Raw genomic sequence first — 25990 nt, forward strand, 5'->3', positions numbered from 1 at the left:
TTATTGCCCTAGCTTCAGGCGAGCAGTTTCGCCGCTGGTGAAAGGTGCCACGTCAACCGGCTGACCGTTATAGCTGACCTGCGCACCACGGGCGAAGCCCAGTCGCAAGGTCAGTGGCGGCTTGCCATTGACGTCAAGGTTCTCGCCTTTGCGCTTCAGACCGCTGACCAGCACCTTGCCGTTGCCGTCGGTCACCTGGGTCCAGCAATCCGCCGTGAACTGCACGGTGACCTGACCGGCACCAGCCGGTACCGGCGCAGGCTGTTCGGCAGGCGTGGTCGGCATGGACGGAACGGTTGGCGCAAAAGCGGGTACCTGCGCGTTAGTAGCTGGCTGTGTGTTGGTCGCAGCCGGCTGCTGGGTATGAGCCGGCGAGGTCACGGACGGAGTGGTCACGACCGGCGCACTGTTCTGGGGTTCAGCGGCAGGCGCTCCAGTGTTCAACGGCAATGAAGTCTGGCCTGACACCTGGTTTTCCACGACGGCCTGATCTTCCGGCTCGTCCAGCGGGTGAATCTGCGTCGTGCCATCAGCGCTTTCGACTTCTACATGCTCAAGGTTGAGCCCGGACTGATCCTTGCCACGCATGGCGGCCTGGTCCTGCCACCACAGGAAGCCAGCCCCCACGATGATCACGAGCAGCAGTAGACTGACGATGCGCAGGATATTGTGCGAAAGGCGCACAGGCTCCTCGATGCGTCCGAGTGCATGCACCGGACTGCCCTTGCCGTCTGTACCAGTGAACTGGTCGAACTGTTCAACCAGTGCGGCCTGATCAAGCTCAAGCAGTTTCGCGTAAGCACGCACGTACCCACGGGCAAACGTATGCCCAGGCAGTTTTTCGAAATTCCCGTTCTCCACATGAGTCAGTGAAGCCACGGTGAGGTTAAGCCTCAAAGCCACATCTGGCAGCGACCAGTTTTTACTCTCACGGACCTGGCGCAGGGTCTCTCCGGGGTTCGCGCGGGAGGTTGCTACAACTTCGGGATGCGCCGCTTTCATCATTGCTCCGACAGGTATTGCTGATATTCCGGCGTACCGGGATAGAGTCTTTTTAATTGCAGCCCATAACTGGCTGCCTTGTTGCGGTCATCGTAGATCTTCGCCAACCGCGTACCGAGCAGTAGACTACGTGCATTTTGCTCGCTCAGCTGATTAAAACGGTCGTAGTAGTCACGCGAAGGGACATATTGCCCGTCTTCATAATACAACTCGGCCATTTCCAGCAAAGCGCGCGGCTGTTGACGATCAAGGCGCAACGCCTTGGTGAACTCGTCACGTGCCCGATCACGATTGCCCAGCTTGAGCGACGTCATGCCCAGGCTTTCAAAAACCCGGGAACGCTCAGGATACAGGTTGTCGGCCGCTGCCTGCTCGAAACGTTCGTAGGCCTCCTTGTAACGTTTCTGCTCGTAGAGAAAGCTGCCGTAATTATTGACGATCCTTGTTTCATTGCGGCTGGCGGACAATGCCTTCAGAAAATACTGGTTCGCAAGCTCGGGTTCCATTTCGCGCTGGAACACCAGCGCCAACGCCGAATTGGCCTGAGCATCGGAGCCATCCAGCTCAAGCGCTTTCTTCAAGGGAACCTTGGCACGCTCGGTCTGACCCTGCTGCAGATAGCCCAACCCCAACTGTACGTAAGCCTGCCGCGCCTCGTCACGCCCTTTAGAGGTAGACAGCGGATTGACGTTACCTGTCGATACGCAACCTACCAGCGACATGACAACACAGAGCAGCAGCAACGAGGCACGCACAGACATGGAGTCTCTCTTGGTCAGGGTCGCGGTCAGGTTCGAGTCGCCGCTACAGGCGCCGTGTCGGCGTCAGCACTCAACTCACGCACAGCAATGTAGCGTTCACTACGGCGTGTGCGATCCATTACCTGCCCGACCAGCTGGCCGCATGCAGCATCAATGTCCTCACCGCGCGTGGTGCGCACAGTGACGTTATAACCGGCTTGATGCAACAGGTCCTGAAAACGACGAATCGCGTTATTGCTCGGACGCTCGTAACCGGAATGCGGGAACGGGTTGAACGGGATCAGGTTGATCTTGCAGGGTGTGTCCTTGAGCAGCTCGATCATCTCGACTGCGTGCTCGACCTTGTCGTTGATGTCCTTGAGCATCGTGTACTCGATAGTGAGAACACGCTTTTCGCCCAGACTGGACATATAGCGGCGGCAGGACTCGAGCAGCATTTTCAGCGGGTATTTCTTGTTGATCGGCACCAACTGGTTGCGCAGTGCGTCATTCGGCGCATGCAGCGACAAGGCCAGCGAAACATCGATGTGCTTGGACAGCTCATCAATCATCGGCACCACGCCCGAGGTGGACAACGTCACACGGCGCTTGGAAATGCCATACCCCAGGTCATCCATCATCAGATGCATGGCGGCGATGACATTATCGAAATTCAGCAGCGGCTCACCCATGCCCATCATCACCACGTTGGTGATAGCACGGTCGACGGTCGCCGGGACACTGCCAAAGGATTTGTTGGCAATCCACACCTGACCGATAACCTCGGCGGCGGTGAGGTTGCTGTTGAAGCCTTGCTTGCCCGTGGAGCAGAAACTGCAATCCAGGGCACAGCCCGCCTGGGACGAAACACACAAGGTGCCGCGTTTGCCTTGCGGAATATAAACGGTTTCGACGCAACTGCCGGACTCGACGCGCACCACCCACTTGCGGGTGCCATCGCTCGAAATGTCCTCGCTGACGACTTCAGGACCCCGAACCTCAGCACAAGCCTTGAGCTTTTCGCGCAAGGCCTTGCTGACATTCGTCATGGCGTCGAAATCATCGACGCCAAAGTGGTGAATCCACTTCATGACCTGACCGGCACGGAAGCGCTTCTCCCCGATAGAGTCGAAGAATTTTTCCATTTCCAGCTGAGTCAGACCCAGCAAGTTGGTTTTACCAGTCGATGCAATCATGAATTCACCCTTCACTCGTTAGTCGACAGGACTTAGCGAGCGGTTACTTCGGTAGCTGCGAAGAAGTACGAGATTTCGCGAGCGGCAGCGGCTTCGGAGTCCGAACCGTGAACAGCGTTGGCGTCGATGGAATCAGCGAAGTCGGCACGAATGGTGCCAGCAGCTGCTTCTTTAGGGTTGGTAGCGCCCATCAGCTCGCGGTTCAGAGCGATTGCGTTTTCGCCTTCCAGAACCTGAACAACAACAGGGCCGGAGATCATGAAAGCAACCAGGTCGCCGAAGAAGCCACGAGCGCTGTGCTCAGCGTAGAAACCTTCAGCTTCGGCCTTGGACAGCTGCTTCAGCTTGGAAGCAACAACGCGCAGACCGGCTTTTTCGAAACGAGTGGTGATCTCGCCGATTACGTTCTTTGCAACGGCGTCAGGCTTGATGATAGAGAAAGTACGTTGAACAGCCATGGTGAAACTCCAGAAACAGTGATTGAAGCGAAAAATTAAACCCGCGAATTATACGCGGGTTCTGATGTATTGCCTAACTGCGTGCGTTACAGAACGTCAATCCGCCTCTTCGATCCACAACCCCTGGATCGCTTCAAGGACCTTTTCACCGCCCCGATCAGGCACATCGTCGAACTCGGGCAACGCCATGACCAGGTTGCGCAACTTGACGAAGTTCACGGACAGCGGATCAACATCCGGGTGGCTTTCAGCCAGCTGAATGGCGATTTCCTGCACATCGACCCATTTGAGACTCATGAGCGTACCTCGAATCAGTGCGGCGCTTCAGCGGCGTGGTTGAGGGAATATTTCGGAATTTCGACCGTCAGGTCTTCGGTTCCAACAATAGCCTGACAGGACAGGCGCGAATTGGGCTCAAGCCCCCACGCCTTGTCCAGCATATCCTCTTCCAGCTCATCGGCTTCATTCAGCGAATTGAAACCCTCGCGAATAATGCAGTGGCACGTTGTGCATGCACAGACGCCGCCGCATGCACTCTCGATCTCGATGTGATGGTCGTGAGCAATTTCCAGAATAGACGTACCGGGCTCAACTTCTACAACCAGCCCGTCCGGGCAGTGCTCGGCGTGGGGCAGAAAAATCACCTGCGGCATCAGTTATTCCTCAATCTCATTCAAGTTGCGCCCGGCCAGTGCGGCTTTTACCGTCGAATCAAGGCGGCGGGCAGCAAATGCATCGGTCACCTGCGACAGACGCTTGGTCTGCTGCTCGATGGCGTGGCCATCGGTGCCCTGCATCAATTCACGTAATTCGTCCATTTGCAGGTTGATCACCAGACGCTCTTCGGCGTCCAGCAGGCGCTCTCCATCGGCTTCCAGCGCACCTTCGACCGCCTCGAGCAGACGCTTGGCGTCGACCTGATGTTCGCGCAGCACACGAGCAACCTTGTCGTCACCGGCGTAGGCGAAAGAATCCTTGAGCATGCGAGTGATTTCGCCATCCGTCAGCCCGTAGGACGGCTTGACCTGGATGCTCGATTCGATACCAGAGCCCAGTTCACGCGCTGAAACATTCAACAGGCCATCTGCATCGACCTGGAACGTCACACGGATCTTGGCTGCTCCCGCGACCATAGGGGGAATGCCGCGCAACTCGAAGCGTGCCAGAGAACGGCAATCGCTGATCAATTCGCGCTCGCCCTGCAAGACATGAATCATCATGGCCGTCTGGCCGTCTTTATAGGTGGTGAATTCCTGACCTCGCGCCACCGGAATCGTGGTGTTGCGCGGAATGACCTTTTCCATCAGACCGCCCATGGTTTCCAGCCCCAACGAGAGCGGAATCACGTCGAGCAGCAGCAATTCTTCGCCGTCGCGCTTGTTGCCAGCCAAGGTATCGGCCTGGATCGCAGCCCCGATGGCCACCACTTGATCCGGATCGATTTCTGTCAGGGGCTCACGGCCAAACAGCTCGGCAACCGCTTCACGTACCCGCGGCACACGGGTGGAACCGCCGACCATAACCACTGCGCCGACTTCTTCAAACTCGATGCCGGTATCACGGACCGCCCGACGGCAGGCCTTGAGACTACGGGCTACCATAGGCTCGATCAGCGCGTTGAACGCTTCACGAGTCAGCGTTGCACGCCAGTCGCCGTGGGCAACCTCGACAGAATCAGCGTCCGTCAGAGCTTCTTTTGCCGCGCAGGCAGCCTGGAGCAGACTACGTTGCGCAGAAGGGGCAAGATCAGCAGACAGACCTGCATCGGCGACCATCCAACTGGCAATCGCGTGATCAAAGTCATCGCCGCCCAGCGCAGTGTCGCCACCGGTTGCCAGCACTTCGAACACACCGCCGGTCAGACGCAGAATAGAGATATCAAAGGTACCGCCACCCAAATCGTAGATGGCAACGACGCCTTCAGCCTTCTGATCGAGACCGTAAGCCACAGCGGCCGCTGTCGGCTCGTTGAGCAGACGCAACACATTGAGACCGGCAAACTTGGCAGCGTCTTTGGTAGCTTGACGTTGTGCATCATCGAAATAGGCGGGAACAGTGATAACGGCACCGACCAGCTCGCCGCCCAACGCTTCTTCGGCACGCTGGCGCAACACTTTCAGGATGTCTGCCGACACCTGCACCGGGCTTTTCGGCCCTTGCACGGTGTCGATGAACGGCATGTGCGACTCACCCTCGACGAAGCGATAAGGCAGCTGTTCGCCCAACTGCTTGACGTCGCTCAGCCCGCGCCCCATGAGGCGCTTGACCGACAGTACGGTGTTGAACGGGTCCTGAGACGCAGCGATCTTCGCGGACTGCCCTACTTCAACGCGGTCAGCGTGGTAGCGCACCGCAGACGGCAGGATGACTTGCCCTTCTGCATCGGCCAGCGGTTCGGACAGGCCGCTGCGCACTGCAGCAACCAGAGAATTGGTAGTGCCCAAGTCGATCCCCACAGCCAGACGACGCTGGTGCGGTTGAGGACTTTGGCCGGGTTCGGCGATCTGCAGTAAGGCCATGCTTTATCAGAATAATCACTGGCGTACGGCCGAGGCCGCACGGGGTTAATCGTCGAGGCGCTCTTCTAGTTGGCGCACTTCGTGAGAGAGCTTGTCGAGGAACTGCATACGGCGCATCAGCCTTTCAGCGTGCTCACGTTGTGCAGCATCATTCCAACAGGCAGCAAAGCTGTCGTTCAGTTCATCCTGAGCGACCTTCAGCTGACGCTTGAAGGTCGCAACGCCAGCCAGATCAGCCTCATCCTGCAGATCCTCGAGCTCTTCCCGCAAATGCATCTGCTGCAGAAGAAAATCGGGGTCATGCACCGTCACCTCAAGCGGCACCTCGTTGCCATTCATGGCAAGCAGGTAACGCGCTCGTTTGGGAGGGCTTTTGAGGGTCTGGTAGGCTTCGTTGAGGCTGGCTGAACGCTCCAGCGCCAGACGCTGCTCACGCTCGGGAGCATCAGCAAAACGGTCTGGATGTACGCTACGCGCCAACTCACGGTAACGCGTCGCCAGTTGATCGAGATCAAGCTGAAACTCAGGCTTGAGCTCGAACAAGGCGAAATGACAAGGAGTACCCACGATAAAAAGCCTCAGACGTTGAAGCTTTCGCCGCAGCCGCACTCACCGCGCGAATTGGGGTTGTTGAACTTGAAGCCTTCGTTCAACCCTTCCCGCACGAAATCGAGCTCGGTGCCATCAAGGTAGACCAGGCTTTTCGGGTCGATAATCACTTTGACGCCGTGCTGTTCGAACACAGTGTCCTCGCTGCCTGCCTCGTCAACGAACTCGAGTACATAGGCCAGACCTGAACAGCCTGTGGTGCGAACACCCAGACGAACGCCGTCACCCTTACCACGCCCCTCGAGGGAACGTCGTACGTGGTTAGCGGCAGCTTCTGTCATGCTGATAGTCATCGGAACTCCTTATTTGTCGCAAGCTTCTCTGAAAAAGGGCTGCTTACAACAGGCCTTTCTTCTGCTTGTAATCGCGAACCGCCGCCTTGATGGCGTCTTCTGCGAGTACCGAGCAGTGAATCTTCACTGGAGGCAGCGCTAGCTCTTCAGCCAGCTGAGTGTTCTTGATGGTCTCTGCTTCATCCAGAGTCTTGCCCTTCATCCACTCGGTCGCCAGGGAGCTGGACGCAATCGCCGAACCGCAGCCGTAGGTCTTGAACTTGGCATCTTCGATGATGCCCTGCTCGTTGACCTTGATCTGCAGACGCATCACGTCGCCGCATGCCGGAGCGCCGACCATGCCAGTGCCGACATCCGGGTCTTCCGCGTTCATCTTGCCGACGTTGCGCGGGTTTTCGTAGTGGTCGATGACCTTTTCGCTGTAAGCCATGATTCTGTTCCTCTCACATCAGGGAGCCGCTCTTCAGGCCCAACCGGCATGTGCCGGCCAGACCTGTATTGGAGGCGACTTTAAATTAGTGCGCCGCCCACTCGATCTTGGAGATATCGACGCCGTCTTTGAACATGTCCCACAGCGGCGAGAGTGTACGCAGCTTGGTGACAGCCTCGCAGACCTTCTGCGCGGCGTAATCGATTTCTTCTTCGGTGGTGAAACGACCGAAGGTGAAGCGGATCGAGCTATGTGCCAGTTCGTCGTTACGACCCAGTGCGCGCAGCACATAGGAAGGTTCGAGCGAAGCCGATGTACAGGCCGAGCCAGACGAGACCGCCAGATCCTTGAGCGCCATGATCAGCGACTCGCCTTCAACGTAGTTGAAGCTCAGGTTCAGGTTGTGCGGTACGCGAGCGGTCAGGCTGCCGTTGACATAAAGCTCTTCGAGGTCTTCGACCTGCTTGAAGAAACGATCGCTCAACGCTTTGACGCGCACGTTCTCCGCAGCCATTTCCTGCTTGGCAATGCTGAACGCTTCACCCATACCCACGATCTGGTGAGTCGCCAGAGTGCCGGAGCGCATGCCACGTTCGTGACCGCCGCCATGCATGGCCGCTTCAAGGCGAACACGCGGCTTGCGGCTGACGTAGAGCGCACCGATACCTTTAGGACCGTAAGTCTTGTGCGCAGAGAACGACATCAGGTCAACCTTGAGGCTGGCCAGATCGATTTCAACCTTGCCGGTGGCCTGTGCGCCGTCAACATGGAACAGCACGCCACGCGAACGAGTCAGCTCGCCGATGGCGGCGATGTCGTTGATGGTGCCGATCTCGTTGTTCACATGCATGACCGAAACCAGAATGGTGTCGTCGCGCAGTGCAGCTTCAATCATGGCTGGGGTGATCAGACCATCTTCGCCCGGCTCAAGGTAGGTCACTTCGAAACCTTCACGCTCCAGTTGGCGCGTGGTGTCGAGAACAGCCTTGTGCTCAACCTTGGAGGTGATCAGGTGCTTGCCTTTGCTGGCGTAGAAATGCGCCACACCCTTGATCGCCAGGTTGTTGGACTCGGTCGCACCGGAGGTCCAGACGATTTCACGTGGGTCTGCATTGACCAGGTCTGCGACCTGACGGCGTGCATTTTCGACCGCTTCTTCAGCTTTCCAGCCGAAAACGTGGGAACGCGAAGCCGGGTTGCCGAAGTTTCCTTCGACTGTCAGGCATTCGATCATTTTCTGCGCGACACGCGGATCGACCGGGGTCGTCGCGGAGTAATCGAGGTAAATCGGCAATTTCATTGAAGCTCTCCTATCAGGCAGGCGCACCGCTCATTCATCTGCGTTCATTCAACGGCGGACGTTTCAATCTTACCCAGTTGCGACGTATTGATATGGTTACGACGCATATCCTGGCGCTGAGCGACTTCTTGTACCTCACGGCGAGTGACAAGGTCGGCCAGGCTGATACCGCTTAAAAATTCGTGAATCTGCTGACTGAGGTCGCACCACAAATGGTGGGTCAGGCAAGTATCGCCAGCATGGCAATCGCCAAGCCCCTGACAGCGTGTGGCATCGACCGATTCATTGACCGCATCGACGACCTGAGCGACCTGGATACCTTTCATGTCGCGAGACAGTTGATAACCGCCACCCGGACCACGAACACTGGAAACGAGGTTGCCGCGGCGCAGCTTGGCGAACAACTGTTCGAGGTAAGACAGGGAAATGCCCTGCCGCTCGGAGATATCGGCCAGAGACACTGGCCCATTCTGCGCGTGCAAAGCCAGGTCAAGCATGGCTGTGACAGCGTATCGGCCTTTTGTAGTCAGTCGCATCGCGTATACCGCAGAGGTTCGGAATGGGAGTGAGTATGCTATTCCCGAGTAAATGAGTCAACTATTAGACCAAGTAAAATAGTCGGGATTAGCGAAAAGTGCGGGCTGCATCATAGCAAAGCCGGGGCGCAATGGCACGCCCGAACCCCTGCAATCCTTAGCCGACCTTGTCTTCCTGACGGTCCTTGACGCAATCGAATACCTCGTCGCGCAGCTCCGGCAACTCTTTGGCGCAGTAATCACTGCCAAGCCTGCCGAGCGCATCGCACATGCCCTCGAGACGGCCGTCGACAGCCTGCAGATGATCCAGTAACTGGCCGATGGCGCGAGCGATCGGGTCCGGCATGTCTGCGCTGACGCCATAGGCATCGAAGCCAAGCTTTTCAGCCATGGCCTTGCGCTTTGCCTCTGCCTCGTCATCTGACTTGATGATGATGCGCGCCGGAATACCCACCGCTGTCGCGCCCGCAGGCACAGCCTTGGTGACCACCGCGTTGGAGCCGATCTTGGCGCCGGCACCCACGGTAAAAGGCCCCAGCACCTTGGCACCAGCACCGACCACCACACCGTCTTCGAGCGTCGGATGACGTTTGCCGGCGTTCCAGCTGGTACCACCAAGCGTCACGCCCTGATAGAGGGTTACGTCATTGGCGATCTCAGCCGTTTCGCCAATCACGATGCCCATGCCATGATCGATAAAGAACCGACGACCGATCTTCGCGCCAGGATGGATCTCGATGCCGGTCATCCAGCGACCGAAGTTGGACACGACGCGCGCCGGCCACTTCCAGCCCTTGCGCCACAGAATGTGGGCGAAGCGGTGCAGCCAGATGGCGTGCATGCCGGGATAACAGGTCAGCACATCGAATGCATTACGCGCAGCGGGATCTCGATGGAAAACGCTTTGAATATCTTCTCGCAAACGCTCGAACATCACTGATCCTTCCGCTTGTAGGGTTCACCGCGCGCGGCTTTCTGGGTCTCGGTCAGCACGCCACGCAGGATACTCAACTCGGAGCGCTCCACTTCGCTGCGACCATAGAGCCTGCGCAATCGCGCCATAAGATGCCGTGGCTTTTCAGGGTCAAGGAAACCGATCGCGACCAGGGTTGTCTCCAGGTGAGCGTAAAAGCCTTCCATCTCATCCATGGTCGCCAGCTCGGCGTTATGGGCTGCGCCGACTGCAGAAGCCTGGGGCTGGGCACCTGCCGCCTCGAGCCATGACATGCGCACTTCATAGCTGAGCACCTGCACCGCCGCTGCGAGGTTGAGCGAGCTGAATTCAGGATCAGACGGGATATGCACATGAAAGTGACAACGCTGCAGCTCTTCGTTGGTCAGGCCTGCATGTTCACGGCCGAACACCAGCGCCACCTCGGCACCCTGCCCGGCCTGCTCGACAACCTTCACGCCCGACGCACGAGGGTCAAGCATCGGCCACGGCAGGCTGCGATCACGCGCACTGGTGCCCAGCACCAGACTGCATCCCACCAACGCTTCTTCCAGCGTGGCGACGACCTGCGCACTTTCAAGAATGTCAGTGGCGCCCGAGGCACGCGCATCGGCATCAGGGGACGGGAAAATCCGCGGATCGACCAGCACCAGCCGCGAGAGCCCCATGTTTTTCATGGCGCGAGCAGCCCCGCCGATATTTCCGGGATGGGTAGTGCCGACCAGGACAACACGAATATTCTGCAGCAATGCGAATGCTCACTGAGGCGAATTAGGGCGGCAAATCTTACAGAAGCGCCCCGGTTAACGCTACGAACCTGTGCATACCCGAGGGCCTTAAACCGACAGCCGTTACAACGCAAGGCTGGAAATAATTCGAATCAGCCAATAGAATGGCCGGCTCTCTTTAACAACCTTAGGTGAATTGTCCATGCAGCCCATGCTGAATATCGCGCTGCGCGCCGCCCGCAGCGCCAGCGAATTGATTTTCCGCTCCATCGAGCGCTTGGATACCATCAAGGTTGACGAAAAAGAAGCCAAAGACTACGTCACAGAGATCGACCGTGCAGCCGAACAGAGCATCATCACCGCTCTGCGCAAGGCCTACCCTACCCACGGCATCCTGGGTGAAGAAAGCGGCATGCACGAAGGCAGCGGCGAAGGCACCGACTACCTGTGGATCATCGACCCACTGGACGGCACCACCAACTTCGTACGCGGCATTCCGCACTTTGCAGTAAGCATTGCCTGCAAATACCGTGGCCGCCTGGAACACGCCGTTATTCTTGACCCGGTTCGCCAGGAAGAATTCACTGCCAGCCGCGGTCGTGGCGCAGCATTGAACGGTCGTCGTCTGCGTGTCAGCCAGCGCAAGAGCCTTGAAGGCGCTCTGCTGGGTACTGGCTTCCCTTTCCGCGACAACCAGATGGACAACATCGAAAACTACCTGGGCATGTTCCGCAGCCTGGTTGGCCAGACTGCAGGCATACGCCGCGCAGGCGCTGCCAGCCTTGATCTCGCCTACGTGGCAGCTGGTCGCTTCGATGCGTTCTGGGAGTCGGGCCTGTCCGAGTGGGACATGGCTGCAGGCGCGCTGCTGATTCAGGAAGCAGGCGGCCTGGTCAGCGACTTCACAGGCGGTCACGACTTCCTGGAAAAAGGCCACATCGTGGCTGGCAACACCAAGTGCTTCAAGGCAGTCCTGACTGCTATCGCACCACACCTGCCGGCTTCGCTGAAACGCTAAGCGGCAGATGTAAAAAAACCGGCGAAAGCCGGTTTTTTTATGAGTCCAGGAAACATGAAGCTGATTACTGAGCCTGACCCAGGATCAACTGACCGTTCTTGTCCACAGGGATCTGGTTGCCCGGATCACGCTCCATACGAACCTGACCCACTTTTTCGTTCAGCTTGTACTTCACGTTGTAGCCGACCACTTTGTCGCTGACGTCATTGACTGTGGTGCAACGGTTCTGGGTAGTGGTGTAGGTGTCACGCTCCTGCATACCTTCCTGCACCTTGTTACCGGCATAGCCGCCACCCACCGCACCTGCAACGGTTGCGATCTTCTTGCCGTTACCGCCACCGACCTGGTTGCCCAGCAAACCACCGGCAACCGCACCAATCACGCTACCTACAATCTGATGCTGGTCCTTGACCGGCGCCTGACGAGTAACGGTTACGTCCTTGCAAACCTCACGAGGGGTCTTGATCTGCTGATTGATCGGCTCGACCGCCAATACATCTGCGTACTCAGGACCACCCTTGACCAAGCTATAGGTGGCAACGGCGCCGCCAGCAGTTACCACAGCAGCACCTAACACAACACCAACAAGCATAGACTTGTTCACTTGAACCTCCTGACCAATCGAAACGCAGCATGACTGCGCAGTACCTAGCCTTGGAGCATAAAAAAAGGCGCGAGTTCAGAGTTCGCGCCTTTTTTATGATGGCTGGATCTTATGGCAGATCGTCAGCCTTTTCGACGACCACCGGAGGAATCAGATCCTCTGTCGTCAGGTTCAGCCAGATCAATACCACGTTGGCGATGTAGATGGACGAGTAGGTACCCGCCAGTACGCCAATGAACAACGCGATGGAGAAACCTTCCAGGCTGTCACCACCAAACACCCACAACGCAACGATGGCCAGCAACGTCGAGACAGAAGTCGCAATGGTGCGCAACAGCGTCTGAGTGGTGGAGATGTTGATGTTCTCGATCAGCGAAGCCTTGCGCAGCAAGCGGAAGTTCTCACGCACCCGGTCAAAGACGACAATGGTGTCGTTCAACGAATAACCGATAATCGCAAGCACCGCCGCCAGCACCGTCAGGTCGAACGTTATCTGGAAGAACGACAGGATACCCATCGTCACCACCACGTCGTGGATCAGCGAGACGATCGCACCGACCGCGAACTTCCACTGGAAGCGGAACGCCAGGTAGATCAGTACCCCGCCCAGCGCCAGCAGCATGCCGATACCGCCCTGATCACGCAGCTCTTCACCGACCTGCGGGCCGACGAATTCCACGCGTTTCACCACAGCCGAGTTGTCAGCACCTGTCTTGCGAAGGGCTTCGGCCACCTGAGTACCCAGTTGCGGATCTTCACCCGGCATACGCACGAGCAGGTCAGTGGTCGCACCGAAGCTCTGTACAACGGCGTCGTGATAACCGGCCGCAACCAGCTCCTGACGCACCTTGCCCAGATCGGCTGGACGCTCGTAGGTCAGCTCGATGAGCGTACCGCCGGTAAAGTCCAGACCATAGTTGAGCCCTTTATGGAACCAGCTGAACAACGCCAGTGCGGTAAGGAGCATGGTGACGGCGAACGCAACGTTGCGAACGCCCATGAAGTTGATGGTACGTAACATGGCAGCCCCTTAAATCCACAACTTCTTGAAGTCACGACCGCCGTAGATCAGGTTGACCATAGCGCGGGTCACCATGATGGCCGTGAACATCGAGGTAAAGATCCCGAGCGACATGGTCACCGCGAACCCTTTGACCGGGCCGGTGCCCATCGCAAAGAGAATGCCGCCGACCAGCAACGTCGTCAGGTTGGCGTCGAGGATCGCCGTGTAGGCACGATCGAAACCTTCGTTGATTGCGCGCTGGACGGTCATGCCGTTGGCGATCTCTTCGCGTATCCGCGAGAAGATCAGCACGTTGGCGTCCACCGCCATACCCATGGTCAACACGATACCGGCGATACCTGGCAGGGTCAGCGTTGCACCCAGCAAGGACATCAGCGCCAGCAGCATGACCATGTTCAGACCCAGAGCCACTGTCGCGATCAGACCGAAGAAGCGGTAGATGGCCATGATGAACAGCGATACGAACAGCATGCCCCACAGAGACGCGTCGACACCCTTGGTGATGTTGTCAGCACCCAGGCTCGGGCCGATGGTGCGCTCTTCAGCGAAGTACATCGGCGCAGCCAGACCACCGGCGCGCAACAGCAGAGCCAGCTCGGAAGCCTCACCCTGACCGTTCAGGCCTGTGATACGAAACTGGCTGCCCAGCGGCGACTGAATGGTCGCCAGACTGATGATCTTCTTGTCTTCCTTGAAGGTCTGAACCGGCACGTCTTTTTCGACGCCGTCCACAGTCTGCCTGGTGTAGGTCGTGGTCGGCCGTTGCTCGATGAAGATCACCGCCATGCTGCGGCCCACGTTACTGCGGGTTGCACGGCTCATCAGCTCGCCACCATGACCATCAAGATTGATGTTCACCTGTGGGCGGCCCTGCTCGTCAAAACTGGCCTTGGCATCAGTCACCTGATCACCTGTAATGATCAGGCCTCGCTCCACGGCTGCTGCCGGACGGCCGCCTTCGCGGAACTCGAACATTTCAGTGGTGCCTTTCGAGTCATCCGGGCCTGCGCCAAGACGGAACTCGAGGTTGGCAGTCTTGCCCAGAATACGCTTGGCCTCGGCCGTGTCCTGCACGCCCGGCAGCTCAACCACGATGCGGTTGGCGCCCTGACGCTGAACCAGCGGCTCGGCCACACCCAGCTCGTTGACACGGTTACGGACCGTGGTCAGGTTCTGCTTGATGGAATACTCACGAATCTCAGCCAGCTTGGCCGGGGTCAGCGCCATGCGCAGCACGGGAATACCGTTCAGCTCGGCAGGCGTGATTTCGAAATCGGTAAAGGTTTTACGCACCAGACCACGAGCCTGCTCGCGCTCTGCATCATCGGTAAAGCCCAGCTGAAGCACGTTACCCAGTTGAGGCAGGCTGCGATAACGCACCTTTTCCTTGCGCAACAGGGCTTTGACTTCGCCTTCGTAGACTTTCAGACGGGCATCGATGGCCTTGTCCATGTCGACTTCCAACAGGAAGTGCACACCACCGGACAGGTCGAGACCGAGTTTCATTGGAGTTGCGCCAAGATTACGCAGCCATGTCGGCGTGGTACGTGCCAGGTTCAGTGCGACGACATAGTCATCACCCAACGCCTTGCGCACGACATCCTTGGCCGGCAACTGGTCTTCCTGCTTGCTCAGACGCAACAAACCGCCCTTGCCATTCTCAGCCAGAGAAGAAGCCTTGACCGAAATGCCTGCATCGGTAAGCGCCTTGGCTGCACGATCCACGTCCGCCTGGGTAACCTGCAGCGCGGTGCTTGCGCCACTGATCTGGATGGCCGAATCGTCAGGGTAGAGATTGGGTGCGGAATAAATAAAACCGATCACCAGCACCGCCAGGATCAGTACGTATTTCCACAGAGGGTATTTGTTCAGCATCACGCCGCCCGCTTAAAACGCGGGGCGCCTTGCGCGCCCCGTCGATGGGTAAAAGTTGGTACTCAGATCGCTTTCAGGGTGCCCTTTGGCAGAGTGGCAGCAATTGCGCCCTTCTGAATTTTCAGCTCAACCGTGTCGGACACTTCGATGACCACGAAATCGTCGGTCACTTTGTTGATCTTGCCGGCGATACCACCGCTGGTCACAACTTCGTCGCCTTTCTGCAGGTTGCCCAGCAGGTTTTTCTGCTCTTTGGCGCGCTTGGCCTGTGGACGCCAGATCATCAGGTAGAAGATGACCAGGAAGCCGACCAGGAAGATCCACTCGAAACCACTGCCCGCAGGACCGGCAGCCGGTGCAGCAGCATCCGCAAAAGCGGGAGAGATGAAAAAGCTCATTTGTCGCTCCAGTTACATAATTAGTATAAAAAGCAGGAAAAACTCGTTCTGTTTCAACCCAGAGGCGGCGTTGGGAGGCCGCGTTTGGCATAGAAGGCATCGACGAAGGCGGCCAATGTACCCTGTTGAATAGCCTCGCGCAAACCAGCCATAAGCACTTGGTAGTGCCGTAAATTGTGGATCGTATTGAGCATGCTACCCAGCATTTCTCCGCACTTGTCCAAGTGGTGCAGATAAGCACGCGAGAAGTTCTTGCAGGTGTAGCAATCGCAGGTCGGATCCAGCGGCGAATTGTCGTGGCGATGGAACGCGTTGCGGATTTTCAGCACACCGGTATCAATGAACAGGTGGCCATTGCGGGCGTTGCGGGTGGGCATCACACAGTCAAACATGTCAACGCCGCGGCGCACACCTTCGACCAGATCTTCCGGCTTGCCTACTCCCATCAAGTAACGAGGTTTGTCTGCTGGCATCTGGCCCGGCAGGTAGTCCAGCACCTTGATCATTTCGTGTTTGGGCTCGCCCACCGACAGACCGCCAATCGCCAGGCCGTCGAAACCTATCTGATCGAGGCCTTCAAGCGAGCGCATGCGCAGGCTCTCGTGCATGCCACCCTGCACAATACCGAACAGGGCTGCGGTGTTTTCGCCATGCGCCACCTTGGAACGCTTGGCCCAGCGCAGCGACAGCTCCATGGAAATGCGTGCGACGTCTTCGTCAGCCGGGTACGGCGTGCATTCGTCGAAGATCATCACGATGTCTGAACCCAGATCGCGCTGAACCTGCATGGACTCTTCCGGCCCCATGAACACCTTGGCGCCGTCGACCGGAGAGGCGAACGTCACGCCCTCCTCCTTGATCTTGCGCATCGCGCCCAGGCTGAACACCTGAAAACCGCCCGAGTCAGTCAGAATCGGCCCTTGCCACTGCATGAAATCATGCAGGTCGCCGTGTCCCTTGATGACCTCGGTGCCAGGACGCAGCCACAAGTGAAAGGTGTTGCCCAGAATGATCTGCGCACCAGTGGCTTCGATATCGCGCGGCAGCATGCCCTTTACCGTGCCATAGGTGCCCACCGGCATGAACGCCGGGGTTTCGACCACGCCACGCGGAAAGGTCAGCCGACCGCGACGGGCCTTGCCGTCGGTGGCCAACAACTCGAAAGACATACGACAGGTGCGACTCATGCGTGATCCTCTGTTGCCGATTCCGCTGGGGCCGTCGGCGCGGGATTGCGGGTGATGAACATGGCATCCCCGTAACTGAAGAAGCGGTACCCGTGCTCGATGGCGGCCGCGTAGGCTGCCATGGTTTCGGGATAACCAGCGAACGCCGAAACCAGCATCAACAGCGTGGATTCAGGCAAATGGAAATTGGTCACCAGGGCATCGACCACGTGAAACGGTCGCCCTGGATAAATGAAGATGTCGGTGTCACCACTGAACGGCTTGAGCTGACCGTCGCGCGCAGCACTTTCCAGCGAACGCACGCTGGTCGTCCCGACGGCTATCACCCGACCACCCCGCGCACGGCACGCCGCTACGGCATCGACCACTTCCTGGCTGACTTCCAGCCATTCGTTATGCATGTGATGGTCTTCGATGCGGTCAACGCGCACCGGCTGGAACGTGCCCGCGCCGACGTGCAGCGTGACAAACGCCGTCTCGACGCCCTTGGCCGCAATGGCTTTCATCAATGGCTGATCGAAATGCAGACCAGCCGTAGGTGCAGCCACCGCACCGGCACGCTCGGCATAAACAGTCTGGTAGCGCTCACGGTCTGCGCCTTCGTCGGGGCGATCTATATAAGGAGGCAGCGGCATATGCCCGACACGGTCCAGAAGCGGCAGCACCTCTTCGGTAAACCGCAGCTCGAACAACGTGTCGTGGCGCGCAACCATTTCAGCCTCGCCACCGCCGTCGATCAGAATTGTCGAGCCCGGTTTGGGCGCCTTGCTCGCTCGCACGTGTGCCAGCACGCTATGGCTGTCCAGCACGCGCTCGACCAGAATTTCCAGCTTGCCGCCGGACGTCTTCTGCCCAAACAGGCGTGCAGGAATGACGCGGGTATTGTTGAACACCATCAAGTCGCCCGAGCGCAGATGCTCAAGCAAATCAGTGAATTGACGATGTGCCAGCGCGCCGCTCACCCCATCGAGGGTCAACAGACGACTACTGCGACGCTCGGCCAACGGGTGGCGAGCAATCAGGGAATCGGGGAGATCGAAGGTAAAGTCAGCGACGCGCATGATGGGGTTCGTTTAGCAGGGCCGGGAAGTTTATCCGGTTTGGCGGAATTAGTAAAAAACCAACGCAAATCCCTGTTGACCAAAGGAAAAGTCATCCTTATACTTCGCCGCCATTGAGCCCTGATGGCGGAATTGGTAGACGCGGCGGATTCAAAATCCGTTTTCGAAAGAAGTGGGAGTTCGATTCTCCCTCGGGGCACCACACATAATTATCTAGCGTTGCTCAAAACGCCCAGATAACCAGAAAAACCGGCCACCGAGCCGGTTTTTTTGTGCCCAGCATTCCCAGTGGTTCCCTTGTAAGCCCAATATTATGTGAGTAGATTGGTGAGTAGAGCCGAGTTCGGTCCAGAATCCTACTCACACACCACCGCAGAGCCGCCCTGCTCGGTCACTGCAAGGAATACCCGTGGCACTCACAGACACCGCCCTTCGCACCGCCAAGCCCCGCGATAAGCTTTACCGTCTCGCCGATGCCCAAGGCTTGTGCATCGAAGTTACGCCTTCTGGTGGGAAGCTTTGGCGTCTGCGCTATCGATTCGACGGCAAAGCCAAGATGCTCAGCCTAGGTATCTACCCTGCTATCACGCTGGCGCAGGCCCGTGAGCGCCGTGAGGCTGCCCGAAAGATGCTGGCGCAAGGCGTAGATCCCAGCGCTCATAAACAGCAGGAGAAGACAGCAGCAGCGGCCCAGGTCCTTACAATGGAGCTGCTGGCACGAGAGTGGTACGACTACAACCGGCCACGGTGGGCGCCAGCTACTTCATCTAAGGTGCTGCAGTACTTGGAGTCGGACATTTTCCCGGTGATCGGCCGGCAACCTGCCTCCGAGGTACAGCGGCCAGAGCTGGTCGAGCTGGTACGCAAGATTGAAAAGCGTGAAGCGTTCAATGTCGCCCGCAAGGTTCGCCAGTGGCTAAGCCAGATTTTCCGCTTCGGGCTCGCAAAGGGCGTGGTACCCGGCAACCCGGCCACCGATCTGGACGTGGTGGCCGCGCATGCGCCCCGCACGCGTCACCACCCCCATGTATCAGAGGGCGAACTTCCAGAGCTGCTGGAAAGGCTGGAGACCGCCCAGTGCGATATCACAAGCAAGATCGCTATTCGGCTGCTGGCGCTCACAGCGGTGCGCCCTGGAGAACTAAGGCTGGCACCGTGGAGCGAGTTTGATCTGGATGCGGCAACCTGGACAATTCCAGCGTCCCGAATGAAAGCGCGGCGACCCCACATCGTTCCGCTTCCGCGTCAGGCCGTTGCATTGCTGCGCGCTCTGCATGAATTGACAGGCACCTACCCCCTCGCTTTCCCCGGGCGCAATAACCGCGCCAGGCCCATGAGCGAGAACACTGTGAACAAGGCTCTTTCGACGATGGGTTACGAGGGGCGCCAGACCGGCCACGGTTTCCGCCACCTTTTGAGCACCAGCCTCAACTCCCGTGGATACAACCGCGACTGGATCGAGCGTCAGCTCGCCCATGGCGATCAGGATTCGATTCGCGACACATACAACCACGCCAACTATCTGGAGCAGCGCCGGGGAATGATGCAGTCCTGGGCCGACTCAATCGACGCGCTATGTGCTGGCGCCAACGTGGTGAGCATCAAACGCGCTTGAGATGTTGAATTGCAATTAATCGTTCCTAAAAAGAACCTAGGGTTCCTTTTTCAAGCAAAGGACGTTTAAAATATTACATTGGCTGGATATTCATACAGCAGACTAAATGTGAGCTAATCAAATGGCGGGAGCCGATGCCCATAATCAGATAGGACCTTTTGGGCGCGTAAGGCTCGATGGGATCTATTATGACTGGGCATCTGCTCACCACCTGAACCCTCGCCTCCTGGCATCAGAACTCGCCGCCACTCTAGAAACGCTGGCGCCGATAGATCAGCCGATTCAATCCCTGCATGTAAGCGTCTTCTCAGAAGGCCGCTCCGACAGAGATATTAGAATTACTCATGGCTCACTTGCCGACTATTTCATAGCCGCCAGCACCGGAAGGCTAGCTACGACCATCTGTACCAGCTCGGGTCTGATTCCTGCTTCTAGCATACTTGTATGGCGTAAATGGATTGAGCGTCTTGTTGATGAGGCTACCGTCAGAGCCGAGCTGGCCGCAGGGTTTGCTCAACCTGCAAACGACAGTGTGTCGTTATCCATGAGTGTAAATGGCTCTGCTGCGGCAAATTGCATATCTCCGCCTCTGATACCAAGCAATTCCTCGATAGTGCTCAAGGCACAGCAGGCGCTGCTGCGCCGCGAAGGTGAGAAAAGCGCTAGCGAACAACTTGATGAACTTCGGATCGCGCGCGATAGGGCAGAACAAAAGACAGTAGAACTTTCAGCCCAACTTGAAAGCAAGATTTTTCAAAACCAGCAACTGGTAGAAGAGCTGGAATTGCAGGCTCGGGAGCTTAACGATGAACGCCGAGCGAAACGGAGCCTAGAGGATGAGCTCATTGAGATGGAAGAACGGCTTGAGCAAGCTATGGGGCTGGCCGAATTCATGAATGAAAAAAATATGCTTTCCCCTCCTGATGGCAGGCTGATCGTTCAATGCTGGCGTGAAGTTACACATGACGGCGTCAACCCACCGCCAATTGGCTGGAAAGTGCTGGTAGAAAAATGGGCCAAGGGGAAGGGGCTGAATCTACCAAAAATCAAAGTCCGACTATTTGTTACGGCCCTGACGAGCTCCAATCGTAAGCTCGGAGGCGCGATAGCGAGAACGCCAAAATAACGGGTGACACCTTTCAACCGCTGGCCAGATGGATATGCAGCATCATTTCCCTTAAAAACCAGCCCACCGCTGACACGTTAACTCCCACCTGTCATCTGTTCTGTCTGCACGCCAACCACCAGCATTGCAACCGTTGATTCCTGATAACGCTTTGCAATGCCCCGGAGGGCTGATCGCATGAATAACAATCCTGCTCGAACCCAATCAGTTGGCCGATTCATCAAGCGCCAAGCTGTAGAACACATCACCGGTCTCTCCTGCTCTGAGATTTACCGCCGCGTCGCAGAGGGTGCCTTTCCCAAGCAGGTAGCCTTGGGACCGAAGTCAGTAGTGTGGATCGAAAGCGAAGTCTGTGAATGGATGAACGCTCGCATCGCTGAAAGCCGCGAGGTGGCGGCATGAGCAAAGTAAACGAAGGCCTCAGAATCACCGCCGACGATCGCCACGCCCTGGTCATGAATGAACAGAACATGGTCAATGTCGAGACATTGGTTACTGGTGAGCGCCCGCCATCGACCATGGACTTTCTCTGCTTTGCAAGTACGCTGCAATTGATTCAAGCCATTCTGAACAGAAATGGAAATCCCCTTCCTGAGCGACTCTACGACGCTCAGGCCGCTGGCGCAGATCGAGGCCAGACCTTTCATGCCCTCCGGGCTACAGGTATCGCCATGCGTGTTCTAGGCGATGTCGGCCGCCGCGCAGCGCCCGGGCCAGGCCAGTTCGGTCGTGGAGAGGTCGACTATCGACCTGGCTTCTGGTTACACCCGGAGTTAGTCCTGCCTCTGGCCCGCTGGATTGCCAGCCGACAAGTAACGCCACGAAAAACCCCGCTGATTGCATTCCTTGAAAAGCATTTGCCCTCAGCAGTGACCGGCCAGGCAGCAGCCTCAATTCCAGCTCAAGAAGTAACAGCGATATTCGCCGGAGAGGTCAGCGCCAAGGAGCTGGCAGACCTGCGCGTCATTGATCGCATGATGATTACCGACGGCGTATCAGCAATCGAGCGAACCGAGGTATTGCGCGCTCGAATCGATTCAATGCAGGGGGCCTCATCATGAACAAGAAGAGAACCAGCCCTCCGGACAGTCTCAAAAGCACAAGTATAAACGCTCAGAACCAACGCTTCGTTGATCGACTCCGGCAGGGTTCTATCGACACGTTCACAGCCATGCGCGAGCTGAACATCTGCCGCCCAGGTGCCCGGATTTGCGATCTGCGCAACGCCGGATATCGGATCAATACGGCTCGAATCGTCCTCACTGATGAGTGGGGCCGCACCCATCGTGGTGTTGCCTTGTACACATTGATGTCCGAGCCGAGGGCCGCCGCATGACTGCCAAAATTCTGCAGATGAATTACGAGGGCCAAGTCGTCACGTTCAACGATGACGGCTGGATCAACGCTACGGAAGCGGCGGCCAGATTCGGTAAAGAACCGGCTCAATGGCTTCGCCTGCCCGACGCAATGCGCTATCTGAAGGCACTGGAGCGTACATCTGGGGGAATCACATATGTAAAAACCAGTCGTGCCCGAGCTGATCGTGGTGGCGGAACCTGGATTCATCCACGGCTGGCGGTCAAGTTCGCCCGCTGGCTTGATGTGGACTTTGAGATCTGGTGCGACGAGCAGATCGATGCCCTGATCCGCGGTGAACTCAATACACGGGCCATTGCACGGCGGCAGGCAGCCATGGGTTACCGGAGCCTGTGCGATGCCCTGTCGATTACCCACGAGGCCGCTGGCAAGACCACGAAACCGCACCACTTCATGAACGAAGCGCGGCTGATCAATGAGGTCATCACCGGGCAGTTCGCCGGCCGCAACCGTGACCAACTGACTCAGCCAGAACTGGAGCTGATCATGCTGGTGGAAAACCGCGACGTGCTGCTGATCGGCCAGGGCAAGGATTATGCGACCCGCAAGCAGGCACTGAATGCGTATGTTCAAGCGCTGCGCACCAAGCAGTTGCGGGGTGTCGCGTGAATCCCTTCGACTGGCTCTACTGCATCGGCCTGGCTGTTGCTCTCGCCGTGTCACAGGCAACGCCGCGCCAAGTCGCCGAGGTGTGTCCGCTCGGCACCGATACAAGTGCCGGAGTGCTGCTGATCGAGGGGTGTCGAAATGACATTATTCTTCACGATTAACGATCAGCGGTCGATAGTAGAGATTGCAAGCAATCGTGATGCTCGGTATCGTCTACGCGTCGTTGCAAATTCAGCGACCGGGCGTAGGAACCCGTGGAATAACTTGGCGCATGTAGCGCCTCCATTTCGATTGCTGGCGCTTTATTTTTGCCCGCAATTCAATGTTATGGCGGCTGTGTGTGAGCAGGCTTCGGCCTGGCTGGGTTCCAAGTTTCCCAGCATTCCTACCTCACACATGGCTGCCACCCAATCCCGTAGGAAGGATCGTGGCAGTTCCAAAACTAACTTGGAGCTACCAATGACCAGCATCATTCCGTCCGCACTTCGCGCACTTGCTCACCGCCGCATGGCCTTGAGCGCTCTCCGCGCAAACTCTTCCCTTTCTGTACGCCTCAACCGCTACAACTCCCACATGGACCGCGCCCGCGCTCTGGAAAATGCTGGGGGTGCCCAATGATCGCCTCGGAAAATAAAGCACTGCCACCACTGCAATCCATCAAGTTCGGCGCGCGCGACGATATGAATCACCTGCTCCAAGTGGTTCAAGGCGGCGATGCCGGTGAGGGCCTGGCGCTAGCCGCCGATCTGGCTCTGGGCGTAGAGCACCTCTGCGCTCGTCTCGACGTTGCAATCAATGACTGCGAAGACCCTGTCACCTGTGTGGAGCTTCGAGCCCTTGGCCTCCTTGCTAGCACTGCTGCCGAGCTGGTTCAGTCGGTGCGTTACAGCATGCGCGATGATCAGGGAGCTGCCCAATGAACGATCATGCCCGTATCGATTCCGAACTGGTCAAAGACCTCAGGGAAATCCTAACTCTGCTGGCGCTCGCCTCTGCAGTAATCGCCAGCCCGACCACTACGCCACTCGTGGCCAAAGTGATCGCCGTCATGGCCCAGCACACAGCAATGGCTTGGGCCGAGCTTCTAACTACCGACATTCCGGTAGTTGAAGGGTGTGCGCAATGAGCGCGAAAATAAACGACCAGCCAGGCGCAACAATCAACCTGCTAAAGCGCGCACTTGATGCCGATTTTACGCCCGAACAGAAGACCATAATCACAGAGCTGCTTACCGCCGAAAGAACGCACGCGTCACGCTGGTGGACACATTTGAACGAAATGCGCCTTGCCCAACAGCTTCCAGCATGGTGCTCAGGCGGAGACGTTGGCAGTCGTACGGATCACGAGCGGTGGCTGCAGGATTGCAGCGCCACCACGCAAGAGTTGCTCGGTTACAGAGGGCACTTAAGCCGGTTCGACCCGCATTACGTTCATAAAGTTATCGACCTGCACACTAACCGTTGCTTCTCGCTCGAAAATCCTTCCGTGCGCGGTAAATCTGGCAAGAGGGATGACGCATGAGCGGTCTCTTCACAGATCACGCTGCGCTCCAGGGTTTGAGTACTGAGCAACTCGCAGAACTTGCACTCTATGGCTTGCGCTACCGTGCGTTAGGCGCTGCGGACATCGATTTCAGCGACCCATCCAGGCTTGACGTTTACTGGACCGGCGAGCGAATGGTGAAAAAGACAGTCAAGAATGCGGTTAAGGCCTCTAAAGCTGGTGATCTGCTCGCACTTAAGCGGGAGGGAGAAGCCATCGGCCTCCTGCAGGCGCTATTCAACTGCAGCGTGATCGACAACGAAACCTACAAAGCGCAGTACCAACTTTTACTCGACCAGCCTCGGTGACCGAGAAAACTTTAGTTATGCACGGCTACAGCAAAACGTCGGCCAGATAGAGGTTTAACAGCATGAAATTTCAAAACGGCGCAATTGCGTCAACGGGATCGGCTTGCCTGAAAAAAGCCAACAAGCTGTTCTACTTAGTTCATCCGAAAGCGCCCAAGCCTCTGCTGGGGCCTTTCCTGACTGCGGAGGACGCCGAGTGCGGACGAGTTGTGATGCGCAGTCCTGACGCAACCGTAGAGGCTCGCCAAGTCGGATCAATTGATGAGTTCACCCACTGGCACGCGATCAATAACGGTCGTGTCATGCAGGCGTTTGCAGCAATACCGACGCGGGAGCAACTGCCATGAAACCCAGGCCAAAACTGTCCGTAGTGGGCGATGACCCGGCTAGCCGAATTCTTCAACGGCTGGATGGCGTAAAGCCGTCGGGCAAGAACCGTCACATCGCGAAATGCCCGGCGCACGTTGATAAGTCCCCCTCCTTGAGCGTGTCCAGCACCGACGATGGCCGGGCATTGATTCACTGCTTTGCAGGCTGCTCATCCGAGGATGTTCTCGCCTCAATCGGCCTGGAGTTCAAAGACTTGTTCCCAGGACGCCTGACAGCAGCAGATCGCTCCGAATATCGGCGTAAGGCGCTGGAGAGCGGGAGGGAGCATGCGCGGATCATTCAGCAAATCGCCCTCGCTCAGCTTGAGCGCGGTGAAGACCTGAGCGAAATCGACTCCGAGCAGCTGCAAGAAGCGGTAAGGCGCGAGCGCGAGATCTGCGACGAGTTGGCCGGGTTTGAGGTTGAGCGGGGCCAGCGCATCACACCAGACCGGCCGTGCTGGGCAGTCCATGAGCAATGGGTGATCAACGAGAAAGGCCGGCGTCTGCGCCCAGGCGTCTATTGGCATGGTTTCAAGCGTGGCGGTACCGACGAGGAAGAGAACGAAGATGATGCCAGTGACCGGCCCATCACCGACGAGTGGATTTCTACCCCAGTGACGGTCGTTGCCCGGACGACCAACAGTGACGACGGCAGCGAGGGCCGTCTGCTCCGCTTGGCCACCGAGGGCGGTATCAAGGAATGGATCATCGCCATGGAAGTATTCGGCGGCAGCGGTGAGGATGCCCGGCGCGCGTTGTTCGGCATGGGCGTCATCATCGCGCTCAAGAAGCGCGGCACGTTCATGGAGTACCTGCTCGATCAGCGCCCGGATGAGATGTTCGCCACCACCAGCCGCCCGGGCTGGCATGAGTCAGGCGCGTTTGTGCTGCCCGGGCGAACGCTGGGGAGTGCCAAGGTGCGGTATCAGGCCAGCAACAAGGCCCAGATACTGTTCAGTCGGCGTGGCGAGCTGGACGGCTGGAAAACCGAGGTGGCGGCCAAGTGTGAAGGCAATCCGGTACTGACACTGGCGATCGGCTGCGCACTGGCTGGCCCTCTGCTGAGTCTGGTGGGTGTGCTGGGTGGTGGTGTTCACCTAGTCGGCGACAGC

Annotated in this window: 34 protein-coding genes and 1 tRNA gene; 15 read left to right on the top strand and 20 right to left on the bottom strand. The window is 57.7% G+C overall.

Going from position 1 to position 25990, the window contains the following annotated elements; genetic code table 11:
- The 14 genes from KDX37_RS09400 to trmJ form a co-directional block, all read right to left on the bottom strand.
- Positions 1-1002 carry a RodZ domain-containing protein gene (locus KDX37_RS09400; protein WP_231652399.1) on the bottom strand — a complete coding sequence of 334 codons (1002 nt, stop codon included), beginning with the start codon at positions 1000-1002 and terminating at the stop codon, positions 1-3.
- Entirely contained in the window at positions 1002-1763 is a 762-nt protein-coding gene (gene pilW, locus KDX37_RS09405) for a type IV pilus biogenesis/stability protein PilW (protein ID WP_231652400.1), read from the bottom strand. The genes KDX37_RS09400 and pilW overlap by 1 nt, the downstream gene beginning before the upstream one ends.
- Positions 1764-1789: 26 nt before the next feature.
- The gene (gene rlmN, locus KDX37_RS09410) at positions 1790-2938 is read right to left on the bottom strand and encodes a 23S rRNA (adenine(2503)-C(2))-methyltransferase RlmN (RefSeq protein WP_231652401.1); all 1149 of its coding nucleotides are present in this window, start codon (positions 2936-2938) and stop codon (positions 1790-1792) included.
- A gap of 32 nt (positions 2939-2970) precedes the next feature.
- Complete coding sequence (gene ndk, locus KDX37_RS09415; protein WP_002552482.1) at positions 2971-3396, bottom strand: nucleoside-diphosphate kinase; 426 nt, start codon at positions 3394-3396, stop codon at positions 2971-2973.
- Positions 3397-3492: 96 nt separating this feature from the next.
- Positions 3493-3693, bottom strand: a complete 201-nt coding sequence (gene iscX / locus KDX37_RS09420) for a Fe-S cluster assembly protein IscX (protein ID WP_231652402.1) — start codon at positions 3691-3693, stop codon at positions 3493-3495.
- Between the two features lie 14 nt (positions 3694-3707).
- Positions 3708-4049: an ISC system 2Fe-2S type ferredoxin gene (gene fdx, locus KDX37_RS09425; protein WP_231652403.1), complete on the bottom strand. Its 342-nt coding sequence runs from the start codon at positions 4047-4049 to the stop codon at positions 3708-3710.
- 3 nt (positions 4050-4052) lie between these two features.
- On the bottom strand, positions 4053-5915 hold the full coding sequence (hscA, locus tag KDX37_RS09430) for a Fe-S protein assembly chaperone HscA (protein WP_231652404.1): 1863 nt from the start codon (positions 5913-5915) through the stop codon (positions 4053-4055).
- Positions 5916-5960: 45 nt separating this feature from the next.
- On the bottom strand, positions 5961-6482 hold the full coding sequence (gene hscB / locus KDX37_RS09435) for a co-chaperone HscB (protein ID WP_231652405.1): 522 nt from the start codon (positions 6480-6482) through the stop codon (positions 5961-5963).
- A gap of 11 nt (positions 6483-6493) precedes the next feature.
- Positions 6494-6817: an iron-sulfur cluster assembly protein IscA gene (gene iscA / locus KDX37_RS09440; protein WP_231652407.1), complete on the bottom strand. Its 324-nt coding sequence runs from the start codon at positions 6815-6817 to the stop codon at positions 6494-6496.
- A gap of 43 nt (positions 6818-6860) precedes the next feature.
- Positions 6861-7247: a Fe-S cluster assembly scaffold IscU gene (gene iscU, locus KDX37_RS09445; protein WP_062383507.1), complete on the bottom strand. Its 387-nt coding sequence runs from the start codon at positions 7245-7247 to the stop codon at positions 6861-6863.
- A gap of 85 nt (positions 7248-7332) precedes the next feature.
- Positions 7333-8547: an IscS subfamily cysteine desulfurase gene (locus KDX37_RS09450; RefSeq protein WP_231652408.1), complete on the bottom strand. Its 1215-nt coding sequence runs from the start codon at positions 8545-8547 to the stop codon at positions 7333-7335.
- 44 nt (positions 8548-8591) lie between these two features.
- Positions 8592-9083 (bottom strand): Fe-S cluster assembly transcriptional regulator IscR, encoded by a 492-nt coding sequence (gene iscR / locus KDX37_RS09455; protein ID WP_231652409.1) that lies wholly within the window; start codon positions 9081-9083, stop codon positions 8592-8594.
- Between the two features lie 157 nt (positions 9084-9240).
- Positions 9241-10017: a serine O-acetyltransferase gene (gene cysE / locus KDX37_RS09460; RefSeq protein WP_231652411.1), complete on the bottom strand. Its 777-nt coding sequence runs from the start codon at positions 10015-10017 to the stop codon at positions 9241-9243.
- Positions 10017-10784 (bottom strand): tRNA (cytosine(32)/uridine(32)-2'-O)-methyltransferase TrmJ, encoded by a 768-nt coding sequence (trmJ, locus tag KDX37_RS09465; RefSeq protein WP_231652412.1) that lies wholly within the window; start codon positions 10782-10784, stop codon positions 10017-10019. The genes cysE and trmJ overlap by 1 nt, the downstream gene beginning before the upstream one ends.
- A 181-nt stretch (positions 10785-10965) precedes the next feature.
- Here trmJ and suhB point away from each other — a divergent pair, with 181 nt between their 5' ends.
- Positions 10966-11781, top strand: a complete 816-nt coding sequence (gene suhB / locus KDX37_RS09470; RefSeq protein ID WP_231652413.1) for an inositol monophosphatase family protein — start codon at positions 10966-10968, stop codon at positions 11779-11781.
- Positions 11782-11845: 64 nt separating this feature from the next.
- Here suhB and KDX37_RS09475 read toward each other — a convergent pair whose 3' ends face one another.
- The 6 genes from KDX37_RS09475 to queA all read right to left on the bottom strand — a co-directional run bounded on the left by KDX37_RS09475 (position 11846) and on the right by queA (position 17930).
- A complete protein-coding gene (locus KDX37_RS09475) occupies positions 11846-12385 on the bottom strand; it encodes a glycine zipper 2TM domain-containing protein (RefSeq protein WP_231652415.1) in 540 nt (179 codons plus the stop codon).
- Positions 12386-12494: 109 nt separating this feature from the next.
- Positions 12495-13406 carry a protein translocase subunit SecF gene (secF, locus tag KDX37_RS09480; RefSeq protein WP_231652416.1) on the bottom strand — a complete coding sequence of 304 codons (912 nt, stop codon included), beginning with the start codon at positions 13404-13406 and terminating at the stop codon, positions 12495-12497.
- A gap of 9 nt (positions 13407-13415) precedes the next feature.
- The gene (gene secD, locus KDX37_RS09485) at positions 13416-15284 is read right to left on the bottom strand and encodes a protein translocase subunit SecD (protein ID WP_231652418.1); all 1869 of its coding nucleotides are present in this window, start codon (positions 15282-15284) and stop codon (positions 13416-13418) included.
- A 62-nt stretch (positions 15285-15346) separates the two neighbouring features.
- Positions 15347-15682 carry a preprotein translocase subunit YajC gene (yajC, locus tag KDX37_RS09490; protein WP_002552468.1) on the bottom strand — a complete coding sequence of 112 codons (336 nt, stop codon included), beginning with the start codon at positions 15680-15682 and terminating at the stop codon, positions 15347-15349.
- Between the two features lie 53 nt (positions 15683-15735).
- On the bottom strand, positions 15736-16851 hold the full coding sequence (gene tgt, locus KDX37_RS09495) for a tRNA guanosine(34) transglycosylase Tgt (protein ID WP_231652454.1): 1116 nt from the start codon (positions 16849-16851) through the stop codon (positions 15736-15738).
- Positions 16852-16865: 14 nt separating this feature from the next.
- On the bottom strand, positions 16866-17930 hold the full coding sequence (queA, locus tag KDX37_RS09500) for a tRNA preQ1(34) S-adenosylmethionine ribosyltransferase-isomerase QueA (RefSeq protein WP_231652419.1): 1065 nt from the start codon (positions 17928-17930) through the stop codon (positions 16866-16868).
- Between the two features lie 117 nt (positions 17931-18047).
- Between queA and KDX37_RS09505 the strand changes: the two genes are divergently transcribed.
- The 14 genes from KDX37_RS09505 to KDX37_RS09570 all read left to right on the top strand — a co-directional run.
- Positions 18048-18132, top strand: a tRNA-Leu gene (locus tag KDX37_RS09505).
- 207 nt (positions 18133-18339) lie between these two features.
- Positions 18340-19545 carry a tyrosine-type recombinase/integrase gene (locus tag KDX37_RS09510; protein WP_231652421.1) on the top strand — a complete coding sequence of 402 codons (1206 nt, stop codon included), beginning with the start codon at positions 18340-18342 and terminating at the stop codon, positions 19543-19545.
- Between the two features lie 121 nt (positions 19546-19666).
- Positions 19667-20671 (top strand): hypothetical protein, encoded by a 1005-nt coding sequence (locus tag KDX37_RS09515; protein WP_231652422.1) that lies wholly within the window; start codon positions 19667-19669, stop codon positions 20669-20671.
- A 177-nt stretch (positions 20672-20848) separates the two neighbouring features.
- Entirely contained in the window at positions 20849-21073 is a 225-nt protein-coding gene (locus KDX37_RS09520; RefSeq protein ID WP_151318993.1) for a helix-turn-helix transcriptional regulator, read from the top strand.
- Positions 21070-21732 (top strand): hypothetical protein, encoded by a 663-nt coding sequence (locus KDX37_RS09525; protein ID WP_231652423.1) that lies wholly within the window; start codon positions 21070-21072, stop codon positions 21730-21732. The genes KDX37_RS09520 and KDX37_RS09525 overlap by 4 nt, the downstream gene beginning before the upstream one ends.
- On the top strand, positions 21729-22007 hold the full coding sequence (locus KDX37_RS09530; protein WP_231652424.1) for a helix-turn-helix domain-containing protein: 279 nt from the start codon (positions 21729-21731) through the stop codon (positions 22005-22007). The genes KDX37_RS09525 and KDX37_RS09530 overlap by 4 nt, the downstream gene beginning before the upstream one ends.
- Positions 22004-22657 (top strand): KilA-N domain-containing protein, encoded by a 654-nt coding sequence (locus tag KDX37_RS09535; protein ID WP_231652425.1) that lies wholly within the window; start codon positions 22004-22006, stop codon positions 22655-22657. Before KDX37_RS09530 ends, KDX37_RS09535 begins: the two co-directional genes overlap by 4 nt.
- Positions 22654-22818 carry a hypothetical protein gene (locus KDX37_RS09540; protein WP_231652427.1) on the top strand — a complete coding sequence of 55 codons (165 nt, stop codon included), beginning with the start codon at positions 22654-22656 and terminating at the stop codon, positions 22816-22818. The genes KDX37_RS09535 and KDX37_RS09540 overlap by 4 nt, the downstream gene beginning before the upstream one ends.
- Before the next feature lie 453 nt (positions 22819-23271).
- Positions 23272-23577, top strand: coding sequence for a hypothetical protein (locus KDX37_RS09545; RefSeq protein ID WP_231652429.1), 306 nt, complete (start codon positions 23272-23274; stop codon positions 23575-23577).
- Positions 23574-23783, top strand: coding sequence for a hypothetical protein (locus tag KDX37_RS09550; RefSeq protein ID WP_231652430.1), 210 nt, complete (start codon positions 23574-23576; stop codon positions 23781-23783). The genes KDX37_RS09545 and KDX37_RS09550 overlap by 4 nt, the downstream gene beginning before the upstream one ends.
- Positions 23780-24178: a hypothetical protein gene (locus tag KDX37_RS09555; RefSeq protein WP_231652431.1), complete on the top strand. Its 399-nt coding sequence runs from the start codon at positions 23780-23782 to the stop codon at positions 24176-24178. The genes KDX37_RS09550 and KDX37_RS09555 overlap by 4 nt, the downstream gene beginning before the upstream one ends.
- Positions 24175-24507: a hypothetical protein gene (locus KDX37_RS09560; RefSeq protein ID WP_231652432.1), complete on the top strand. Its 333-nt coding sequence runs from the start codon at positions 24175-24177 to the stop codon at positions 24505-24507. Before KDX37_RS09555 ends, KDX37_RS09560 begins: the two co-directional genes overlap by 4 nt.
- A 62-nt stretch (positions 24508-24569) precedes the next feature.
- The gene (locus KDX37_RS09565; protein WP_231652433.1) at positions 24570-24854 is read left to right on the top strand and encodes a hypothetical protein; all 285 of its coding nucleotides are present in this window, start codon (positions 24570-24572) and stop codon (positions 24852-24854) included.
- On the top strand, positions 24851-25990 hold a 1140-nt coding region (locus KDX37_RS09570), incomplete at its 3' end, for a DUF927 domain-containing protein (protein ID WP_231652434.1). The genes KDX37_RS09565 and KDX37_RS09570, both read left to right, overlap by 4 nt.

Origin of the sequence: Pseudomonas californiensis (assembly GCF_021147775.1) — a bacterium.
In the GTDB taxonomy this organism is placed as follows: Bacteria; Pseudomonadota; Gammaproteobacteria; order Pseudomonadales; family Pseudomonadaceae; genus Aquipseudomonas; species Aquipseudomonas californiensis.

Excerpts from the sequence above, each read along its gene's own strand:
- secF (WP_231652416.1), bottom strand. The coding sequence starts at position 13,406 with ATGTTACGTACCATCAACTTCATGGGCGTTCGCAACGTTGCGTTCGCC.
- fdx (WP_231652403.1), bottom strand. The coding sequence starts at position 4,049 with ATGCCGCAGGTGATTTTTCTGCCCCACGCCGAGCACTGCCCGGACGGG.
- iscA (WP_231652407.1), bottom strand. The coding sequence starts at position 6,817 with ATGACTATCAGCATGACAGAAGCTGCCGCTAACCACGTACGACGTTCC.
- KDX37_RS09520 (WP_151318993.1), top strand. The coding sequence starts at position 20,849 with ATGAATAACAATCCTGCTCGAACCCAATCAGTTGGCCGATTCATCAAG.
- iscR (WP_231652409.1), bottom strand. The coding sequence starts at position 9,083 with ATGCGACTGACTACAAAAGGCCGATACGCTGTCACAGCCATGCTTGAC.
- KDX37_RS09515 (WP_231652422.1), top strand. The coding sequence starts at position 19,667 with ATGGCGGGAGCCGATGCCCATAATCAGATAGGACCTTTTGGGCGCGTA.
- tgt (WP_231652454.1), bottom strand. The coding sequence starts at position 16,851 with ATGTCTTTCGAGTTGTTGGCCACCGACGGCAAGGCCCGTCGCGGTCGG.
- suhB (WP_231652413.1), top strand. The coding sequence starts at position 10,966 with ATGCAGCCCATGCTGAATATCGCGCTGCGCGCCGCCCGCAGCGCCAGC.
- KDX37_RS09545 (WP_231652429.1), top strand. The coding sequence starts at position 23,272 with ATGATCGCCTCGGAAAATAAAGCACTGCCACCACTGCAATCCATCAAG.
- yajC (WP_002552468.1), bottom strand. The coding sequence starts at position 15,682 with ATGAGCTTTTTCATCTCTCCCGCTTTTGCGGATGCTGCTGCACCGGCT.
- pilW (WP_231652400.1), bottom strand. The coding sequence starts at position 1,763 with ATGTCTGTGCGTGCCTCGTTGCTGCTGCTCTGTGTTGTCATGTCGCTG.
- iscX (WP_231652402.1), bottom strand. The coding sequence starts at position 3,693 with ATGAGTCTCAAATGGGTCGATGTGCAGGAAATCGCCATTCAGCTGGCT.
- KDX37_RS09565 (WP_231652433.1), top strand. The coding sequence starts at position 24,570 with ATGAAATTTCAAAACGGCGCAATTGCGTCAACGGGATCGGCTTGCCTG.
- rlmN (WP_231652401.1), bottom strand. The coding sequence starts at position 2,938 with ATGATTGCATCGACTGGTAAAACCAACTTGCTGGGTCTGACTCAGCTG.
- hscA (WP_231652404.1), bottom strand. The coding sequence starts at position 5,915 with ATGGCCTTACTGCAGATCGCCGAACCCGGCCAAAGTCCTCAACCGCAC.
- KDX37_RS09530 (WP_231652424.1), top strand. The coding sequence starts at position 21,729 with ATGAACAAGAAGAGAACCAGCCCTCCGGACAGTCTCAAAAGCACAAGT.
- iscU (WP_062383507.1), bottom strand. The coding sequence starts at position 7,247 with ATGGCTTACAGCGAAAAGGTCATCGACCACTACGAAAACCCGCGCAAC.
- KDX37_RS09560 (WP_231652432.1), top strand. The coding sequence starts at position 24,175 with ATGAGCGGTCTCTTCACAGATCACGCTGCGCTCCAGGGTTTGAGTACT.
- KDX37_RS09450 (WP_231652408.1), bottom strand. The coding sequence starts at position 8,547 with ATGAAATTGCCGATTTACCTCGATTACTCCGCGACGACCCCGGTCGAT.
- KDX37_RS09525 (WP_231652423.1), top strand. The coding sequence starts at position 21,070 with ATGAGCAAAGTAAACGAAGGCCTCAGAATCACCGCCGACGATCGCCAC.
- queA (WP_231652419.1), bottom strand. The coding sequence starts at position 17,930 with ATGCGCGTCGCTGACTTTACCTTCGATCTCCCCGATTCCCTGATTGCT.
- KDX37_RS09550 (WP_231652430.1), top strand. The coding sequence starts at position 23,574 with ATGAACGATCATGCCCGTATCGATTCCGAACTGGTCAAAGACCTCAGG.
- KDX37_RS09535 (WP_231652425.1), top strand. The coding sequence starts at position 22,004 with ATGACTGCCAAAATTCTGCAGATGAATTACGAGGGCCAAGTCGTCACG.
- KDX37_RS09555 (WP_231652431.1), top strand. The coding sequence starts at position 23,780 with ATGAGCGCGAAAATAAACGACCAGCCAGGCGCAACAATCAACCTGCTA.
- secD (WP_231652418.1), bottom strand. The coding sequence starts at position 15,284 with ATGCTGAACAAATACCCTCTGTGGAAATACGTACTGATCCTGGCGGTG.
- ndk (WP_002552482.1), bottom strand. The coding sequence starts at position 3,396 with ATGGCTGTTCAACGTACTTTCTCTATCATCAAGCCTGACGCCGTTGCA.
- cysE (WP_231652411.1), bottom strand. The coding sequence starts at position 10,017 with ATGTTCGAGCGTTTGCGAGAAGATATTCAAAGCGTTTTCCATCGAGAT.
- KDX37_RS09400 (WP_231652399.1), bottom strand. The coding sequence starts at position 1,002 with ATGAAAGCGGCGCATCCCGAAGTTGTAGCAACCTCCCGCGCGAACCCC.